Annotated in this window: 13 protein-coding genes; 6 read left to right on the top strand and 7 right to left on the bottom strand. The window is 31.2% G+C overall.

Annotated elements, in window-relative coordinates; all coding sequences use genetic code 11:
- Nucleotides 1–12 precede the first annotated feature (12 nt).
- Nucleotides 13–297, bottom strand: a complete 285-nt coding sequence (locus CXF67_RS17465; RefSeq protein WP_102089924.1) for a hypothetical protein — start codon at nt 295–297, stop codon at nt 13–15.
- Between the two features lie 152 nt (nt 298–449).
- On the opposite strand from CXF67_RS17465, the gene CXF67_RS17460 reads away from it, so the two are divergent.
- A complete protein-coding gene (locus tag CXF67_RS17460) occupies nt 450–2510 on the top strand; it encodes a tetratricopeptide repeat protein (RefSeq protein ID WP_102089923.1) in 2061 nt (686 codons plus the stop codon).
- Nucleotides 2511–3100: 590 nt separating this feature from the next.
- Nucleotides 3101–3265, top strand: a complete 165-nt coding sequence (locus tag CXF67_RS18395) for a hypothetical protein (protein ID WP_180958007.1) — start codon at nt 3101–3103, stop codon at nt 3263–3265.
- Between the two features lie 456 nt (nt 3266–3721).
- Here the strand turns inward: CXF67_RS18395 and CXF67_RS18510 are convergent, their stop codons facing one another.
- On the bottom strand, nt 3722–6940 hold the full coding sequence (locus tag CXF67_RS18510; protein ID WP_257984748.1) for an ice-binding family protein: 3219 nt from the start codon (nt 6938–6940) through the stop codon (nt 3722–3724).
- 739 nt (nt 6941–7679) lie between these two features.
- Nucleotides 7680–8879 carry a GAF domain-containing sensor histidine kinase gene (locus CXF67_RS17450; protein ID WP_102089922.1) on the bottom strand — a complete coding sequence of 400 codons (1200 nt, stop codon included), beginning with the start codon at nt 8877–8879 and terminating at the stop codon, nt 7680–7682.
- A gap of 462 nt (nt 8880–9341) precedes the next feature.
- On the opposite strand from CXF67_RS17450, the gene CXF67_RS17445 reads away from it, so the two are divergent.
- The gene (locus CXF67_RS17445) at nt 9342–11519 is read left to right on the top strand and encodes a sensor histidine kinase (protein ID WP_102089921.1); all 2178 of its coding nucleotides are present in this window, start codon (nt 9342–9344) and stop codon (nt 11517–11519) included.
- Nucleotides 11512–12624 carry a sensor histidine kinase gene (locus CXF67_RS17440; protein ID WP_102089920.1) on the top strand — a complete coding sequence of 371 codons (1113 nt, stop codon included), beginning with the start codon at nt 11512–11514 and terminating at the stop codon, nt 12622–12624. Before CXF67_RS17445 ends, CXF67_RS17440 begins: the two co-directional genes overlap by 8 nt.
- Before the next feature lie 314 nt (nt 12625–12938).
- Here the strand turns inward: CXF67_RS17440 and CXF67_RS17435 are convergent, their stop codons facing one another.
- The 4 genes from CXF67_RS17435 to CXF67_RS17420 form a co-directional block, all read right to left on the bottom strand.
- Complete coding sequence (locus tag CXF67_RS17435; RefSeq protein ID WP_102089919.1) at nt 12939–13637, bottom strand: LytR/AlgR family response regulator transcription factor; 699 nt, start codon at nt 13635–13637, stop codon at nt 12939–12941.
- A 5-nt stretch (nt 13638–13642) separates the two neighbouring features.
- Nucleotides 13643–13960 (bottom strand): histidine kinase, encoded by a 318-nt coding sequence (locus CXF67_RS17430; RefSeq protein ID WP_102089918.1) that lies wholly within the window; start codon nt 13958–13960, stop codon nt 13643–13645.
- Between the two features lie 2 nt (nt 13961–13962).
- The gene (locus CXF67_RS17425; protein WP_102089971.1) at nt 13963–16821 is read right to left on the bottom strand and encodes a sensor histidine kinase; all 2859 of its coding nucleotides are present in this window, start codon (nt 16819–16821) and stop codon (nt 13963–13965) included.
- 303 nt (nt 16822–17124) lie between these two features.
- On the bottom strand, nt 17125–17541 hold the full coding sequence (locus tag CXF67_RS17420) for a response regulator (protein ID WP_180958006.1): 417 nt from the start codon (nt 17539–17541) through the stop codon (nt 17125–17127).
- A 738-nt stretch (nt 17542–18279) separates the two neighbouring features.
- Here CXF67_RS17420 and CXF67_RS19020 point away from each other — a divergent pair.
- The gene (locus CXF67_RS19020; protein ID WP_257984747.1) at nt 18280–18564 is read left to right on the top strand and encodes an alpha/beta hydrolase family protein; all 285 of its coding nucleotides are present in this window, start codon (nt 18280–18282) and stop codon (nt 18562–18564) included.
- A 26-nt stretch (nt 18565–18590) separates the two neighbouring features.
- On the top strand, nt 18591–19178 hold the full coding sequence (locus tag CXF67_RS19015; RefSeq protein ID WP_257984746.1) for an alpha/beta hydrolase family protein: 588 nt from the start codon (nt 18591–18593) through the stop codon (nt 19176–19178).
- Nucleotides 19179–19534 lie beyond the last annotated feature (356 nt).

Below are 19534 nucleotides of genomic sequence, written 5' to 3'. Positions count from 1 at the left end.
TCTGATATTTAATTATTCCTGAGCAGCACATGTTTTACTAGTATCCGCATAGATCTCTTTATACCCTTTTCCAATAATATGTAATATTCTATTATTTTTTAAAGAAATAGCAAAAAGTGTTTTTAACGCTCCAATTCCACTGGCATCGATTGCTTTTATTTTATCAATATTTATAGTTACCTCTTTTAAGCGAGTCATCAAATACTCAAAATGTACAATAAATGAGTGTGAAGTCTGAGTGTTTAAATTCCCGTATACTTCAAAACCTCCATTTTTTTCTAAAATTTGTAATGCCATAATAGTTAGTTTTTTTAGGATTAGTATTATGATTCCTGATACAAATATCTTTTAGATATCCCTAGGTAACTTCTAAATTTCGACGAGTAGACCGTTTCTGTAGATAAATGATTGAATGCGAATGCCTAACTTACATTATCAAAAAAATCGTAATGAAAATGAAATCTTACATATTATTATTTTTCGCCTCTTATTCTCTTTCTGTATTCTCTCAAGAAATGCAAGAAGGGTATACTTATTTAGAGACAGGTGAATACCTGCAAGCTGAACTATTTTTTGAAAGTATATTGGAAGGATACCCAGATAATAAGACTGCACGGTTGTGTTATGGCCGTGCTATTGGATTAAACGGAAAAACAGAGGACGCTAAGACACTTTTTACTGATTTGTTAGCAGATTACCCATCAGATTTTGAAGTGAAATTAAATTATGGAGAATCTTTATTATGGAATAGTAACTTCCTAAAAGCCAAAGCCTATTTTAAAGGATTGGTGGAAGAAGATCCTAAAAGTTTTCCAGCTTTATTAAGTTATGCGAATACACTGTCCAATTTAAAAGAATATGAAGGCGCTTTGCTTTATGTGAATAAAGCCTTAGCCGTTTTACCAGGAAATCCAAATGCGTTAAACTCTAAAAAGTACATGTATTTAGGTTATGCCTACCAAAAACAACAAGCTCAACAGTATGATAAAGCTGAAGCTTTGTTAAAAGAAAACCTAAGCCTCTTTAATAATGATAAAGGCACTTTATTAAACTTAGCAAACTTGTATTTAATTGCCAATCGATTAGACGATGCCAAAGCAACTTATGAGTTGTTAGCAGAAAATCTTGATAGTAAAGTAGCAGCGTTAAATGGTTTAGCCTTAGTCTCACACTTAAAGGGTAAGAATAAAGAGGCTTTAATTATAAGTCAAAAAGCATACGATAGCCTACCCATTCTAAAAAATACATCAGATATAAAACAAACACAAGAGCGTTACATACAGGCCCTGATCTGGAATAAAAAATATAATCAATCTGAAGAGTTAATCGACGCTTTATTAAAAGAACACCCAAATAAAAATTGGATTTTAGCTTTGCAAGCAACTTTAAATATTTACAAAAGCAATTTTAAAAATAGCCTAAAAGATTACAATCGAGTTTTAGAAAATGACAGTACCTCTTTTGATGGTAACTTAGGAAAAGCAAATGCTTTAAAAGCCCTAGGGCATTATGATGATGCCTACAAATCTGCCGAAAACACATTGACTTTTTATGACAACCAAAAAGATGCATTAAATTTTATAAAAAATCTCAACACTACCTTTACACCCTTCTATGAAATTAAAGCTTCGTATACTTTTGATAATGGAGATAACAAAGCATTTGCTATTAATAATATCGTAGAAATTCCATTCTCAACAAAATTTAAAGTCTTAGGAAGCTTTAATTACAGAACCACAGATAATAATGTGACTGATAATAATGCTGCTTCATATGATGTTAATGGTGGAATGTCATATCAAATTTTACCAAACGCAACTCTAAAAGGTACAGCAGGGATTATTTCTGTAGATTCTAAAAATAACAAGTATAACCAACTTTTAGCTAATCTTTCTCTTAACATAAAGCCGTTTAAATTACAAACATTAGATTTAAATTATAATCGTGAAATTCAAAATTTTAATGCGGAATTATTAGACCGAGAAATTGTGATGAATAACTTTTTTGTAAATTATAATTTAAGCACTAATTTTAAATTAGGCTTGTTTACACAGTACTATTTTACGTCACAAAATGATGACAATATCAGGAACCTGTTTTTCACTTCTTTATATTACAACCTATTGAGTAAACCAATTTTGAAAGTGGGATTAAATTATCAATACATCACTTTTAAAAATCAAGTTCCAACTATTTATTTTAGTCCAGAAAAATTTAATGCAGGTGAAATTTTTGTTAATTTGATTAAAGATGAAGTAATAGCCAAACCTAAGGAGTGGTTTTACGAGTTAACAGTGGCTTTTGGATTGCAGTATATAGAAGATTATGATAGCCAAAGCACTTATAGACTTCATGGTAAAGTAGGGTATAAATTTTCAGATCGTTGTCTAGTAAACCTATATGGAACGAATAGTAATATTGCATCTGCAACGGCTGCTGGTTTTACATTTGTAGAAACTGGGTTACGGTTTAAATGGTTTTTATTTAATAAGCCCATTTTTAGAAAGTAGATTAACTTATATAAAAAAGTTGCTTACTCAAATAAGACTTTAGGAAATTCAATTATTGAATGGAACATTACCATCTACAAATACCAGTTCAAAACAAAGAATTGTATAGTAACCAGAATTGCAAGCCCGTTGAGGTTAAAATTTTGATCATCTCAGCGACTCAATTGGCGACTTATATTTTCTACCAATTTAAACTTTAATGTCGCAATAAATCGTTTCTTTTTAGTCTGCTTTTTATCAAAAATAATTACCGTAACTAAGGCTATGCTAATTAGTTTAACTTGAATCAATCAAAAAACCTATGTTGAACTATGTCGTCGTATAATTCAATTTATTTATACGACACCATAAATTTTATTTGGTATAATGCGTTTTTAAAATCATGAAGAAGAGAGCAATAAGCACAATGAGTCATGTCTAACAAGAGGTATGATGAGTATGATCAAAAAATTCGTAGTGAAGGCTTAAAATGGAACAGAAAACGAGTCTTAGGCTTGTATCGTGAGATGAAAATTAGTTTAAGGTAAGCACATAAGGCGCTTGGTTAAACTCGTAAAACAACCTTTAGAAAGAGCTTCAAAAGTCAATGAATGTTCCCTGGGAATTTTATGAGTGGCGCCCATACCAACTCCAGAGAGGGGCTTCTTTTTAATGTGATTGACGATTGCAACCATAAAGTATTTGTTATAGATGAAGGGCTATCCTATTTGGCAAGAGTTGTTGTCAAAACCTTAGAAATCTATAAGAAGAAATAGAAAAATTTAAGAGGCGAGATATGATAATGGCCTAGAGTTTACCTCTAAGACTTATATAAATTGGTGTAAAAAAAACTGTGTGGAGATTAAGTATGTATAACATTGAAAATTGATGCAGAACGGCTACATGAAAAGATTCAATCGCTGCTTTAGGAAAGGCCTATTGGGGGCTGACTGTCTTATACCTAATCATACCAATTTAGCATTCAAATATCGGATAAACTCAGTTTCTTTTCCACTTATTAATCATCATAAAATAGAACCATAACTATGGCTATGCTAATTATTTTCAATTTCAATCAATCAAAAAACCCGTGCTGAGTTACGTCTTAGTCTAATTCAATTTATTCATGCGACATTTTAAATTTAATATGAATAGTCTTTCGCCTTAGATTATCATAATGAAAAAAGGACAAAAGATTTCTCTTTTGTCCTTTTTTCATTATGATAATCCCTTCATTTAACTAATAATTTAAGCGGATTGTAATTGTTTATTGAGTTTTTTATCAGGCAGATATATAACCCACTCTTTAAACTTTGTCTGTTGAATATGAGTTGGTTTTTTCCTATAGAAGTCTTAAAATTATTTTGCAAGACTAGCTTCCCTGTTTGGTCATATACCATGAACATGATATCTTCAGATTGATTTGAAGCAAAATAAATACTGGTATTCGATCCCATTGGATTAGGTATGGCTTGTAATTTATTAAAATCATTAGAAGTAGTCATTTCATTGTTTTCTACTGAAAATCTAATATTTTCAAGGGTCATTCCTTTTGCTACCAATTCTCCATTTTCAGAAACCATAGTAAATACAATAGTAACCAAATCATCTAAGACTAATTCAGACTCTAGTTTAGATTGAATATCTGAAAAAGAAATATGAAAATCTTGAATTTCATCAGTTAATTCAATCGTTGTTTTATACTGATCTTCCCACTTAAGGATACTCTTTTTAACAAATGTTATTTGTAGGCTCCCTGTTCCTTTTGCATTTAGTTTAAGACTGTTAAAATCTGATAAATTGACTGGATTAAATCGGGGCGTTAATGCCCTGTATACTGCAACATATTCACTTGTTACTGCTTTCAGAGAAACATTTCTTTCAACTGGAAACTCATCAGCTTCAAAAATAATTCTATTAGGTTCAATCAAAAAAGCAGTAATATTCGAACTTACAGCAGAATCATCATATCCCCAAGGTCCATCAGACATAAATAAATCATCTGGTGTCGCTAAACCATCACTAATTCTAAAACCAATGTCAAATAAACTTCCTGTTGGAAACTCTAAATCAATTATATAATCTTTGTTTAAATCAATTGAAGACGTCATATTTTCGACTGTACTTGTTTCGGTTTGTCTTAATCCAGCGGTAAAAGAAATCGTCTCACTTGCATTAGTATTCACAATTTGCAACTTTAGATTTCCATTAAAATACTTTCCTTTTCTAACAAAGACAGATGGAGGGGTCGAATTATTATAATCAGAAATGGGTTTTTCAATCTCTAATAAGTCGAGAACCTCTTGTCCTAATAACAATAAATTATCTATTGAATTGGACCAAATTTGAAAATTATAAAAGGTGATGTTTTTTTCATATTGATCTATATTCCAGTGGCTTTCAATTGAAAAACTTTGTTCGTTATCCGTGATTTTTGCCGAAAGGCTTAATACAAACTCAATAGAATTATCTGTGTTTCTAATGATAGATTTAATAAAACTATGTCCATTTATTTCCATAGTCGAAACTGAAATTAGTTCGGCTCCTAATAAACGATCACAAATATATTTTGTGTGTTCATAAACACCATTTTCAGTTTTTAAAGCGAGAACAGACGCTATAGATTCCTCATTTTTAATATAATCAACAGAATATACGTCTACTGCATTAGTGATTCCTAACAAATCTATAGGAGTGGAATCGATAACATAATCTTCATTAATAACGGTAAGTGGAATGAAGTTTTGCAATTGAAAATTTGAATTTGGACTTCTTTTTGCATAATTTGATGATTTTGAAACTCTTCTAGCAACACCTCTATCAAATCTATAATTGATTTTTGCTCGATTATAATTTCTTTGACTAATCTTATCAGACAGTCGATTGTTGCTTTCTAAACCACCATCATTACCTCCAGAAATATTCGATTCTATTATGGGACAACTGCCAAACCCGGAGCAGGAAGGGTCCTCACAATCAATTAAACCATCACCATCATCGTCTGTGCCGTTATCACAAATTTCTTGAGCAACAAGAGCTGTTGGACAACGTGCTCCATCGCTATTTGAACTTGAAGGTCCAAAGGCAAACAGATTAGAATCTATAGGGTTTGAGCCCTCTAGATCTTGAACATTTTGCACTACGAATATAGTTCCTATTTCACTTGTTGAGATGTAGAAACGACCATCTACATCAAAATATACTGCATCATAGGTATAGGTTGATCCAGATAAGATTGGTACTTCACCCATAGTTTGTACGTTTCCGTCTGAAGGGTCAATGCGGTATAAAATATTCGAGATTTTCTCTATGGCGTATAAATTTCCATCAACAGCATTAAAAGCCCAGTCATCTATACTTATGTTTTGAGATAAGCTTTCTGTTGATTGATGTTGAGCGAAATTTGCAGAACTAGGATCAAGGTCTATTTTATAATAGGTAGTATCTTCTCCTTTTAAATAATAGATACCATCTGCACTTACATCACCAATCTTTCTATCACTACTTGGTAACTCATCTATATAATAACTAGTTGTATTGAAATTTTTACCAACACGCACTATCGTTTTTTCTGGTGCACTTAAAGATCCCCAAATATATCCATCTACTGGATTGTACCCCGTTGCATTTATATTTCCTGTAGTGATATCTGTTGCAATTTCATAAGAACTTCCTGACGCTAAATCTATAGCGTATACATCGTTATCCTGAAATAGATAAGTATTTATATCACAACCAAACGGAGTATTATAGGTTGGTTTTGTCCCCTCTGTTGAATCAACTGCGATCGCGCCAACTGTAGAGTATAAGCTTCCATCTATACTTGAACCTGCTCCTAATGAAACAGCACCTGGGTATGCTATTGCGGTTCCCTTCATAGTTGTGTTTGCACCCAAAGCAAGTGCGCCAACGGCAATCCAATACACATTTTCAGAGGAGGCACCATTGGCCAAAAGAACTGTAGCACCAGCAACCGAATTAAGTGCGCCCGTAATTTTAAAAATAAACATAGCATCAGGATCTCCCTGAGCATCTAAAGTTAGCGTTCCAGTAATTGATACTGCAGCGGCATTACTATAAACTCCTGGATAAATAGTTTCCCCTTCTATACTTCCAAAAATTCCACTGTGGTCTGTTATGGTTGCTGGTATATTTTGAAGTTGAACGCAGGCTGCTGCTAAATCCAATAAAGCTTGTGCAGTGGTAGAATTGGTGTTTTCTATAGTTCCATTTAAAACTGTAGGTAGTCCAAACCCAGCTATCGCTCCTGCGTGTGATCCAACATCACCGGTAATGTCAGAAATTCCAGTATTGGCTATTGCTCCAGCTCCTGTAAACAATATAAAATTCGCCGCCGTACCAAGATAGATATCTATCGGTGGCTGTTCATCTTGTGCTATAGTACTAAAACTATATCCGATAATTGCGATGGAGAGAATAATTGTTTTCATGGTTTTTATATTTTATCATTTTTTAAAACTAAAAACTTTTAGGATAAATTAATTTAATATTCGTTGAGTGTAATTAGTGGTTAGTTAGAGGGTGAGATCTTGCAGATGAACAGTCTCTGCTTATATGATCCCTAAGGATTTTGTAGGCGGTGTTTTCGTTAAGCGTTTTTTAAAATATTGGGAGTTTATACGTAGAGGCACTCTACTGGTATATGGTGTAGTTTTTACCTTTTTTGCGTGGCAATATCTTTGGATACCTCAATAGGTCTTCGGGGCTTAAACTACGAATCCAATCTTATGCACTATTGTTAACAACCATAATGACCAGTCCTGAAATATGTACACACTAAACATTTATTCGACACCCCAGACTTGAACATATCCGAGGTCAGCAATTTAGCTTTAAATAACCACCGGAAGTCAATCTTTTAGAGTTTCAAAAGCAGGAATGGTGTGTTACCTAGCTATTATAAAAATTGCTTTTTGCATAAGTGATCTAGGTATTTTATTTATAAAGCATTTCCTATGTTTTTAAACTTAAGCTCTTTATAAAATGAATCTCAACAAAATTTAATTGTTTTTACAAGACAAAAAAGGTAGAGGGTATTTTAAAACGAGCAGGATATATGTAAATTTTATTATTGAAAAACAGAGCAGAGATGACGCGCCAATTTTTATGCTATATTTTGCTCCTTAAATTAGATGATAAATAAAGAAGATTAAAAAGGGAGACTATTTCTTAATCTTTTATTATTGGAATTTTTATACAAAACTCAATTCCTAATTTCTTTTCTTTCGGACTTTCTATTTCAATACTTCCTTCCAACCTTTGTAATAGATCTGAAACAGTAGGGAGACCAATTCCAGTACTACTGCTCTTCTCTAAAGTTTCAAAAAGTTCGAATACTTTTTTGTGGTATTTTTTATCAATTCCAGGACCGTTATCTTTATAAATTATCTTGTAAAATTTAGAGTTAATCTCTAAAGAAATAGAAATAATAGATTGCGATTTATCTACAAATTTTATGCTATTAGAGAGTAGGTTTTGAAATATTTGAATGAAAGCTATTTTTGATTGTTTTAAAGTAATATTACAATTAGTATAGTTGATAATATATGTATGCTCCCAATTACAAGATGATTTAATCTGTTCGAGTAGTTTCTCAAAATTAAACGTTTCAAAAACTATTTCAGCATTTGTAGATTTTGTAAAATTCAACATGCCTTCAACCAAAGAATATAAATAGGTGCTGCTAGAAGAAATTAGTGCGAGCCAAGATTTTCCTTTACTATCTAATGCGAGAGCATAATCTTCCTGTATTATCTCAGAAAGATGCTTTATTCCACTTATGGGGGTCTTGATGTCGTGCGATAACTTGTAAGCAAATGCACTTAATTGTTTATTTAACCTTAAAACCTCCTCATTTGCCTGTGATAATTCTGCGTTCTTTCTCCTTAATTCCAATAAATTAACGACCTGTTTTGCTAATAATTTTAAGTTCTCTTTCTGATCTTTATTTAGCTTTCTCGCTGTATTATCAATAACACATAAAGTGCCTAAACAATGACCGTCTGAACTATTTAATGGAGCCCCTGCATAAAAAATAACGTTAGGGTAATTTGTAGTTAGTGGATTATCATAAAAGCATTCATCTTTTGTAGCATCGTTAACAATAAATAATTCATTTGGAGTTAAAATACTGTGGGAACAAAAAGAAATATCTCTTGGCGTTTCTGTGCTATTTAATCCGTGATGAGATTTAAACCATTGCCTGTTTTTATCAATAATAGAGACGAGTGAAATAGGGGTCTTGCAAATACTAGCAGCAATTTTTGTAATGGCATCAAAATCCTCTTCAGGTAAAGTATCTAAAATATTATATTCATACAAACTTTTCAACCTTTCACTTTCATTCAGTGGAATATCGTGGGAAATCATAAATGCTTATTTAGACATATAATTTATTTTCAAAATTGCCAAAATAATTTTGATGAGTGAAAATAATTAATTTCTTAATCATAAATTATTACGTCCTGCGAATTACAGGTTTTATACAGATGAGAGGCCTTTAAATGTCGATGAATGGATTATGGAGCAAGAATGTAATGACCTTAGGAATACTAAAGTCCTGGTAGAAAACAAAGATAATTTTTCAATAAATATAAGTCTAGCTTAAAAGCAGAGTCCAGAATAGAGAAATATACTTTTCTACTAAATTATGTGTGTGTACTGCGGTAATTAATTTAATTTTAGTAAATTAATATAAGTTAACTTTTGTCACTGTTAAGGCCCTTTGTTTAAAGTTAGGTTCAGAAACAATGGGTTATGATAGTGTGAGCGGAAAGTAAATAAACATCTAAAAACAAAAGCGCACTAGATTTAATTTAAAATCATGAAATTATGAGTAAACCGTCGTATAAAGAACTGGAATTGGAGCTCATTGCATTAAAAAAAAATGCCACTAGGTCTTCAAAAAAACTACCATATAAGGAATTCTTTAATCATATGGCAGACATGGTTTTTGTGATAGAGCTTATTTATGATAATAATAGTCAACCCATCGATTTTTATACCCGGGCATTAAATATTTCAGTAGCAAATTTTTTTGGCAAAACCCAGGAGCAATTAGTAAACAAAAAAATATCCTCAATCGTGGATGTCATAGAAGACAATTGGTTCACTTCTTTTGCGAGTGTTGATAAAACAGGAGAGGAAATTAGATTTAAAAGTTATGGCGCCGCATATGATAAGTTTTATCGCGTTACCGCATGGAAAGTTTTAGAAAATAGAGTAGGTGTTTCCATGACAGACATCACAGAAGCTGAAAAAGCCAAAATTAAATTAAAAAAAAATCTTAAAAAAGAACAAAAAGAACGCTCTAAAACTGAGCACTTGCTCAAAGAAAAGAGAGTAGAGTTACAAGAAAATATCCATAATTTAAATAGTGCCAATAAAGAGCTTGCTTTTCAAAATAAAGAAAAAGAAAAACGTGCAGAGGAGTTGATACTCGCCAATACCGAACTTGCTTTCCAGAATAATGAAAAAGAAAAACGCGCAGATGAGTTAGCCATCGCCAATACCGAACTTGCCTTTCAGAATAAAGAGAAAGAAAAACGTGCAGAGGAGTTGATACTCGCCAATACCGAACTTGCTTTCCAAAATAAAGAGAAAGATAACAGGGCAGATGAATTAATTCTAGCCAACAAAGAGAAACAAAAACGCGCAGACGAATTAGCGATCGCTAATACCGAACTTGCTTTTCAAAATAAAGAGAAAGATAACAGGGCAAATGAATTAATTCTAGCCAACAAAGAGAAAGGAAAACGAGCAGATGAATTAGTCCTGGCCAATAAAGAAAAACAAAAACGTGCAAATGAATTAATACTTGCTAACAAAGAACTTGCTTATCAAACTGAACTTGATGTTTACCGCTCTGAAATGGAACGTGTCGCTCATGATTTGACATTGTTAATTGATACTGCGAATGCTCCTATTTTTGGAATTGATAGTAGAGGACTTGTAAATGAGTGGAACCAGACTTCTGAAAAAATTACTGGATTTACAAAAGACGAAGTATTAGGGAAAGATTTGGTGCAAAACTACATCACCGAAGATTATAGGGAGTCGGTTAAAAAAGTATTGGACGATGCGTTGCTTGGTCAAGAAACTGCCAACTATGAATTCCCCCTATTTGCTAAGGATGGACAGCGTGTAATGGTATTATTAAACTCAAGTACACGTCGAGATGCTAAAGGAAAAATTACGGGTGTACTAGGAGTAGGACAAGATATCACTGAGTTGGATGGGTATCGTAACGCGTTAGAATTGAAGGTAAATGAAAGAACCTTAAAATTAAACCAAGCCTTGGAAAAGCAAAAAGAATTAAACGAATTAAAATCGAGATTCGTTTCAACGGCTTCTCATGAATTTAGAACTCCGTTATCATCAATTTTTTTTGCTGCAGGCTCTATTAAAAAATACTGGGCTAAAATGGAGCCAATTATTATACAAAAAAAACTAGACAAAATAGAAGATCAGGTTTTGCATATGACAAAACTACTAGACGATATTTTAATTGTTGGTAAGGCTGAAGCAGGTAAAATTATACAACATCCCGTAGATATAAATCTAGGAGACTTTATGTCTGAAATAATTGATGAAGTTTCTAGCGCCTGTGAAAAATCACACGATATAGAGCTAATTGATACCGAAGGTCTAAAAAATACTGATATTTTTATTGATGAAAAATCAGGTAGAAATATTTTCATCAATTTAATAGGTAACGCTGTAAAGTATTCTCCAACCACTAAAAATATTACTGTTGCATTGTCCTCCGAAAAAGAGTACACCGTTATTACAATAACAGATTATGGAATAGGAATTTCCAAATCAGAGCTTAAAAATATTTTTAAGCCTTTTTCTAGAGGAAAGAATGTTGATTTAATTCAGGGAACAGGTCTTGGTTTAACAATTGTAAAAGAAGCAATAGATGCAATAGGAGGAAAGATAATTGTGAATAGTACTCTCGGAAATGGAACATCCTTTATTATAAAGGTATTAAAACAATACCATGCATAAAGTATTAATTGTAGAAGACACCTTAGCGATAAGAGAGGAGATTTATGATATTCTGTTTATGGAGGGTTATGAGGTTTTTCAGGCTGAAAACGGATTCATCGGTTTTGAATTAGCTCTAAAAGAGCATCCAGATCTTATTGTTTCTGATATACTTATGCCAAAGCTTAACGGTTTTGAAATGTTTGAAAAACTACAAACAAATAATAAAACGGCGAGTATTCCATTGATTTTTCTTTCAGCAAAAGCAGAAAAGGAAGATGTTAGAATTGGAATGAATCTGGGGGCTGAAGATTATTTAACCAAACCTACAAATGTAAACGATCTGCTGAATGCTGTTAAAAATAAAATCAAGAAAAAATTAATAATAGATCAAAACATTATTGCTAAAACTGCAGCCTTATCTGAGATTCTTCAAAGCCAGAAAAATGAACTAGATAATTACTCTCATTTAATTTCACATGAATTAAAATCTTCTTTAAGAAATATTTCGGATCTATTAACTTGGTCTCAAGAGGGTCGGGATGAAACTAATAATTTTCAAGATGCTACTATCAACTTTCAATTGATGGAGGACAGAATAGAAAAGATGGACCTACTATTAGCGAGACTAGAACACTATAACAATATCACGTCGACTACTTTTAAAAACAAATTAGTAAATAGTAATACTATTGTAAATCGGATTATAAATGAAACCCATAAATCGTCTGCCATAACAATTAGAATAAAAAATGAATTACCTACCTTATATGTTGACGGAAATATGGTAAAAAAAGTATTTAAAATCCTAATAGAAAATGCTCTAAACCATATTGATAAAAAAAATGGTCTCATTGAAATAGCCTGTGATATTACCCAGAAAGATTATGTTTTTTCAATCATAGATAATGGGATTGGTATACATCCAAAATACCACAAGAAAATATTCAACATGTTTCAAGCTATCGAATCCACTAAATCTGCAGGAATTGGATTAAGCATGGCTAAAAAAATTATTTCTCATTATAATGGACAAGTTTATTTAAAAAGCATTCCTAATGTAGAAACAACATTTTATTTCAACCTTCCGATTTCCGAAGTATCTCCTGTAAAACAGAGAATCTAATTCATCTGAAGAAAGAGGAATAGCTATTTACGACAAAGCAGTGTGGTGAAAATTGAAATATCATTATGAGATAGGCATATCAGCATCTTATGATTCTGCTAAAAAAATAAATTGCAAAAGCTATTACTAAATACTATAATTAACGACTATACTAAAAACCTATACTTTACTGAGGGTGAGAACCTATAGAAGTAGTATCTATAGGTATTATGATAAACACTATTTTTTTATGAATTAGGTGTGTACCACAAAAGAAAAACTATGGAGGCTTCTTTTCAACTTTTGGTCTATACTAATTAAGCATAGTCGAAATGTTATAATAAATCCAAGCGTTTCATTAATTCAGGTCTTTTAGAACGACTTACAGGGATGACTTCTCTTTTTATAACAACAGTATTATCTTCTATATCAACAATTTTCTTAACATTAATAATAAAAGAACGGTGTACTCTTAAAAATAATGAATTCGGTAGTTTTTCTTCTATTCTTGTTAGTGTAGAATGGACTACATAATTTTTTTCTTCTGTTTTTATATGAATATAATCACCTTTTGCTTCTACTATACAAATACTCTCCAAATGTATTTTTATAAGTCGTCTATCAATATTAACATAAAAATCGTTCTTTATTTCTGAATCTAATTTCACCTCGTTTGAGGTGGGTTCATGTTTTTGAACCTTTAGAATCGCCTTTTGGAATCGTGTTAATTCTATAGGTTTTAGTAAATAATCTACGATAAAATCATATTCAAAAGCCTCAATTGCAAATTGTGAATCTGAAGTTGTTAAGATTATTTTTGGTGGGTTTTTTAACGTTTTAATAAAGTCTACACCGTTAAAATCTGGCATGTGGATATCTAAGAAAATGAGGTCTATCTCGTTTGCATTTAGAAACTTAATCGCTTGCATTGCGTTTGAAAATTCACCAACAACTTTTAAAAACTTTATCTCATCACAAAGAGTTTTAATAATAACTCTTGCCATTTGTTCATCATCAACGATAATACAATTCATAAGATCTAAATAGTTTTCAAGTAATATGAAATAGCTATTAAAATTTTGTCAAAATCTTCAACTTTGTCTAAATTAAGTTCTCTTAGATCATGTTCAAATTTATTGGCTATTTTATAATTTTCCTCAAGTCCCAATATAATAATTTTATGTTTAAGTCTGTGAACATTCTCTTCTGTTTTTTTGAAATCCTTATCTTTTAAACTTTTATAATACGCTTCTTTTTCTTCAGGAAACTCATCTTTTATAATTCCGATGAGCTTTTTCCTTAAAGATTCATCTCCTCTTGCCAGCTTCTCTACATAGTCTAAGTTAGGTTTTTCCATAATTATTTTTTTATTGTAAAATAAAAAGTCGTTCCTATTTTTGGTTCAGATTCTATCCAAATCTTGCCTTGATAGAGTTCAACTATTTTTTTTACAATGGAAAGCCCAATACCTGATGATTCCTTACTTGGTTTTAATGAATGGAAAAATTTAAAAACCTTATCTAGATATTTACTTTCAATTCCAATTCCATTATCTTTTATTGAAAATTGATAAAATGACTTATTTTCTAAAACATTTATTTGAATAAGGCCTTTGTCTTTATCATTAAATTTAATGGAATTGCTAATTAAGTTTTGAAAAAGTTGTTGAAATTTAGTTTTCTCACCTCTTACGACAGGTAATTTATTAAGTATTTGAACGGATATGTTTTTTGGAATAAAAAGAATTTTTTGCAAGTCTTCTACAACACTATTTAAATTTACATCACTTTTCTTCGATGTTATCGCGTCGATACTAGAATAGTATAGAATATCTGAAATTAATAGTTCCATTTTTTCTAAAGTGTCTTCAATTAAATTAAAATTCTGTAGTGTATTTCCTTCTAGTAAACCTGCGTTATCGGTTTTAATCCAAGACACCAAGGCATCAATACTTCGTAAAGGTGATTTTAAATCATGAGAGACGACATGGGCGTATTCATTCAATTCATTATTGCTTTTTTCTAATTTTTTAAGCAGCTGTTCATTGCGTGCTTCTACCTTCTTATGTTCTCTTATGCTTATTGCTGTTCTTAATTTTATAGCTGCTAAGCCAGCAATACTCTCCAGTGTTTTAATGTGCTCCTGCGTGTAGTGATTTTTATCTTTATGCTCGGAATCGATAATTCCAATAACAATACCGTTACTCATTATAGGTACGGTTATTTCAGAAAAACGCCTTTCTTCATCTCTGACGTAACGGCCATCTTTAGACGTGTCGTTTATAAGTTCAGATTTTCCCGATTTTGCAACACTTCCAACGATTCCTTTTCCTTTTGGAAGATATAACTTATTGATAATTTGACTGTCATTCGTCAATTTAGCCCCATAAACGGCTATCTGTTCTACAGTTTCTTTTTCGTGATCCACCAAATAAATAACACAATCTTCAGAATTCAAATATGCCGCAATAATATTTACAATTTCCCAAGAAATTTCTATAATATCTGTTTTATCTAATATAGATTTGGTAAGATTATTTATTAAATTAATAATTAAAGTTTTCTGTCTATTTGAAGTAATATTTTCAATAAATACTACTTCATGTTTTACTTTATTATCATTATCCCTTACAATATTAACATTTGTTTTTGTCCAAATAGCTGAACCGTCTTTCTTTATATATCTTTTTGTATAATTAAAATGATCAACTTTATCAGCATACATCTTCTTAATATAGGTCTTAAAAGAAGAAGAATCTTCGTCAAAAGACAAATCATTTATTGAAAGCATCTTTAATTCTGACTCAGAATACCCGCTCATATTTTGAAGTGCTGCATTGGTTTTTATGATTTGACCACGCTTCGTTAGAACAATACCTATTGTAGAATTATGAACAATAGTATCTAGCTCTTTCTTCTGTTCTTCTATTAATTTCGCATTTCGCTTGGCTTCAGTTATATCTAAAAAAACACCTATAGATCCAATTACCTGCCCTTTATCGTCATAATTGGGAGCACCACTAATTAACCATTCTCTTACCTCTTTAGATTTTGTTTCTGCTTTAAGTTCATACGTGTTAGACTCCCCTTTTTTACGATTATTATTTTCTTTAGAAACTATCCTTGAGGCCTCTTCTGAGTGGAATAATTTACCGGCTTCTTTACCAAATAATTCGGCTTCAGTGTACCCCGACATTTTTAAAAAACTCTGATTAACCATTAAGATTTTATCATTATTGTCAACCTCTACTAAACCAAGGTTCATATTAGCAATAATGTTATAGTATTTTTGTTTTTGAGCTTCTAAACTCTCCCCGTATTTCTTTCGTAAGGTTATATTTTTAAAGGTCCAAAGATGCCCTTTGTATTCGTTTCTTTTTAAGATTGGAATAAAATCGCGTTCTAAGATTGTCCCATCGGCCATAATTAGTTCATCCCCTAAAACCTGTTGTTTTTTTTCAAAGATATTTGTTGTTCTAGAAATAAAATATTCTGGATCTTTGAATAAATGTTTATTCTCATTTGCAGCACCAAGACTGTCTTCTCCTTCTAGTAAATCTGGCGAAATAGGTATATTGAACAGTTCGCAAAATTTGTTATTCGTTAAGATTATTTTTCTATTCTCATCTTCTAGCAATACAGCACTATCTAAATTTTTAATAAGAGATGATAACCTGTTTTCTGATTCAGTCAATAAATATTCAGCTCTTTTTTCAGAGGTAATATCTCTAATAATTCCTTGTGCACCAGTGGGTTTATTTTCCTTATCAACAATAAGGTTTCCATTAATTTGCACCCATTTTACTTGCTTGTCTTTCGTTAAAACTCTTGTTCTATAATTAGTGAATAGTCCCTCTTCCTTTAAAGTAACAAATGATTTAGATCCATATTCTAAATCTTTGCGATAAATTAAATCACAAACATTAAGTTTTTCTTTTTCAATATTATATCCGAAAAAGGCAATAGCAATGTCATTCATTTTTAGAATATTGCCAGACATATCCATTAAAATGTAAGCGTCATTAATATTTTCGAAAACGCCTTCTAATTGAGAAGATTTTTGCTCTAAAAGGTTTTCTAACTCAAAGTTTCTTTTTTTAAGTTCCTCTAAAAGGTATGAATCATTAGATTTGTTTTCTACTACTTTCTCTGCTGCTTTTCTTGCGATTTTTTCTTTTTTTAAATCCCTTTGTAATATGTCAATTTTGTTTTGGTTCATTAATTTTTTGTTAATGATAATTTTTGCCTCAGGATTTTTTCTGAAACACATATAGCGATGCTACTTTAATATTAAAACTTTTCATGGATCAATTAAAGTCCAAAATGATGTATTAGCTCCAATTGATTTATAAATTCCAATTTTTCTTCAATACTAAAGATAGGTAATTTTGAATTAGGATAAACTTATATGTTTCTAGGTGCATAAGGTTTACACACTACTGGATGTTCAGGCTAGCTATTTTCTAAACCAATTTTTCATCAACCAAGACTAAGAATTTAGTAAAGACTTAGCCTTTCCTATTTAATATTTTTTTAATTCATTTATACACCAGTACGATAAAACTATTTCTATTTTTTTAACATAATCTTCATATTTTAGAGGCTTTAAGATATATCCAGAAACACCGATTTTATAGCATTTATTTAAATCTTTTTCATTGTCTGATGTTGTTAAAATTATGGTTGGAATGTGCTTTAAACTGTCGTTGCTTTTTAAGATTAAAAGAAATTCTATGCCGCTAATTTTTGGCATGTTTAGATCTAATAAAATAATATCTGGATAACTCTCTTTTTGTTTTAAAATTTCGAAGGCTTCATCTGCCGTTTTTGCTTTGGTTATTTTATGCTTTAATTTTAATAATGAAAGGGTTCTGTCCATTTTCATCACCTCAATAATATTGTCTTCAATCAATAAAACGTTTAATTTTTTTTTCAGCATATCTAAAATTATTGTTTAATAACTAAAGCTACTCTTTTTTTTAAAAATCAATGCTGAGGTTTGTTCAATCACAAGTTATCCTTAGATGAAATGCTTTTAAGTGTAGACGAATGGATTTAAAAATTTTCAGTCTTAACATGTAGCTTTGTTAATAGCTATTTAAAAAAATGTTTTTTTTTTACCTGAATCAGGAAAGCATTCTTTTCTAAAAATAGGATTAAAATTTAAAAAATGGTGACCGAAAAAGAATAGAGTTAGCGCATGATTTAGTCGTTGCCTTAAAAAATTAAGAAGGCAAGCCATAGTTCACAGACTTTTCCAATGTGTTGGGATTGATATCTTATTTTGATAAAAGGTCTTACACATAGAATGTTCTCTCCCGTAACCATATATCAAGTAATTGAATTTAAAGCATGATATGTAAAGCTATAAGAATGAAAATAAGCAGCATTGATTATTAAGGCAGAATCATTTAAATAGTATGATTTTTTTAGAAAGAAAAAAAGATAATAACAAAATAAAAAAAATTGCTCAGCGCGAAATTTAAAGCTTAATTACTCTGGATTAGTAAATCTAAAAAGTTTCATTTATTATTTAAATTCGTATAATGAATAAAATATCTAAAAGAATTTCCATCATAATTATACCCCTAGTTGCCACTACTTTTTTTGGGGGAAAACGAATTATCAAAGTCAAGTTATCCAGTTTCAATTTCAATCTGATACCATTGAAGGAGTCGTGAATTTACCTAAGAAAAAATATATCCTTGAAGAGAAAACGCCTTTGGTCATCTTTGTTCATGGCGACGGAAAATTAGGACATGATGCCTTCGGCTATTGCGAACATATCTGGAATGAATTAGCAAAAAAAGGTATTGCAAGCATGTCTTGGGATAAAAAAGGCATCGGGCAAAGTACTGGAAAATGGCTCAATCAATCTATCGAAGATCGAGCAAATGAAGTGATTGCCGCGATTGACTTTATGAAAGCAGATCCTCGTTTTGATTTTTTTCTTTCGGATTAATAGGCTTTAGTCAAGCAGGATGGGTAATGCCGAAAGTGGCTAGCTTATCAGATTATCCTGATTTCATTATTAGCGTTTTCGGCGCAATTAACTGGAAACGACAAAGCAATTATTTAACTCGAACAAGAATGGAGTTGGAAGGTGCTAATAAAGAGGCGATTGAAGCAGGGGTAAGACAAAATGAAATTGATTTCAATCTTTTTAATGCTAATAGTAAGTATTCCGACTATGTAGCATACCAGAAAGAAAAATGTAAAAATGAACAAGAAGAGGACTGTGACTTTATGAACGAAGAGCGATTTTATTTTGTCAAAAAAAATATTTCAAGTGATGCAGAGCAAGATTTAAAAAATATTCGATGCCTCATTTTTGGTGCAGAGGATTTGAATGTTGACTTTGAAGAATCATATCAAACTTATGAGCGTATTTTTTTAAAAAATAATACTGCTAATTACCAATTAAAAATATATCCAGAAGCAACACACGCCTTATTGAAAAATAAACATTTTAATACTATGCATCTAGGGATTGGCTTTTTAGTTAAATGGGAATTACTTGGAAAGCGGGCATTCGTCAACGATGTCTTAAGTGATATTAGTGCGTTTGTAATTTAAAATTCAAACTGATATATAATTAATATTTTTTCCAGTAGTTCTTGTCTGAGATCACCAAATATTTTTCAATCTAAAATACAATTTCTTAAAAGAATAGGACAATTGATAAAGTACTTTTGCCTTGGTTTAACTTCATATAATGACTCAGCATACGGCATGCCGATAGGCCAACACTTCGACAGGTTTAGGGAACTCCGCTATGTGATTTGTTGACTGATCCGGGATCTGCAAGTAAGGGTAATATGGGGATATGGCATCATATACTTAACAACTAATAAATAATTGCTAAAAAAAATAAATAATTGTTATCTTTGAATTACTTTATTGTATTTAAAGTTTCAGCAATATGTCATTCA

This window comes from Psychroflexus sp. MES1-P1E, from assembly GCF_002836055.1.
In the GTDB taxonomy this organism is placed as follows: Bacteria; Bacteroidota; Bacteroidia; order Flavobacteriales; family Flavobacteriaceae; genus Psychroflexus.
Note: the sequence above shows the minus strand (reverse complement) of the source record. Positions and strands in the feature narration are given on the sequence as shown.

What these genes read in the sequence shown, in the direction of transcription:
- CXF67_RS17450 (WP_102089922.1), bottom strand. Translation starts at nt 8,879, where the DNA reads ATGATTTCCCACGATATTCCACTGAATGAAAGTGAAAGGTTGAAAAGT.
- CXF67_RS17435 (WP_102089919.1), bottom strand. Translation starts at nt 13,637, where the DNA reads ATGAATTGTATTATCGTTGATGATGAACAAATGGCAAGAGTTATTATT.
- CXF67_RS17445 (WP_102089921.1), top strand. Translation starts at nt 9,342, where the DNA reads ATGAGTAAACCGTCGTATAAAGAACTGGAATTGGAGCTCATTGCATTA.
- CXF67_RS17425 (WP_102089971.1), bottom strand. Translation starts at nt 16,821, where the DNA reads ATGAACCAAAACAAAATTGACATATTACAAAGGGATTTAAAAAAAGAA.
- CXF67_RS17460 (WP_102089923.1), top strand. Translation starts at nt 450, where the DNA reads ATGAAAATGAAATCTTACATATTATTATTTTTCGCCTCTTATTCTCTT.
- CXF67_RS19015 (WP_257984746.1), top strand. Translation starts at nt 18,591, where the DNA reads ATGCCGAAAGTGGCTAGCTTATCAGATTATCCTGATTTCATTATTAGC.
- CXF67_RS17430 (WP_102089918.1), bottom strand. Translation starts at nt 13,960, where the DNA reads ATGGAAAAACCTAACTTAGACTATGTAGAGAAGCTGGCAAGAGGAGAT.
- CXF67_RS17465 (WP_102089924.1), bottom strand. Translation starts at nt 297, where the DNA reads ATGGCATTACAAATTTTAGAAAAAAATGGAGGTTTTGAAGTATACGGG.
- CXF67_RS18395 (WP_180958007.1), top strand. Translation starts at nt 3,101, where the DNA reads ATGTTCCCTGGGAATTTTATGAGTGGCGCCCATACCAACTCCAGAGAG.
- CXF67_RS17420 (WP_180958006.1), bottom strand. Translation starts at nt 17,541, where the DNA reads ATGCTGAAAAAAAAATTAAACGTTTTATTGATTGAAGACAATATTATT.
- CXF67_RS17440 (WP_102089920.1), top strand. Translation starts at nt 11,512, where the DNA reads ATGCATAAAGTATTAATTGTAGAAGACACCTTAGCGATAAGAGAGGAG.
- CXF67_RS18510 (WP_257984748.1), bottom strand. Translation starts at nt 6,940, where the DNA reads ATGAAAACAATTATTCTCTCCATCGCAATTATCGGATATAGTTTTAGT.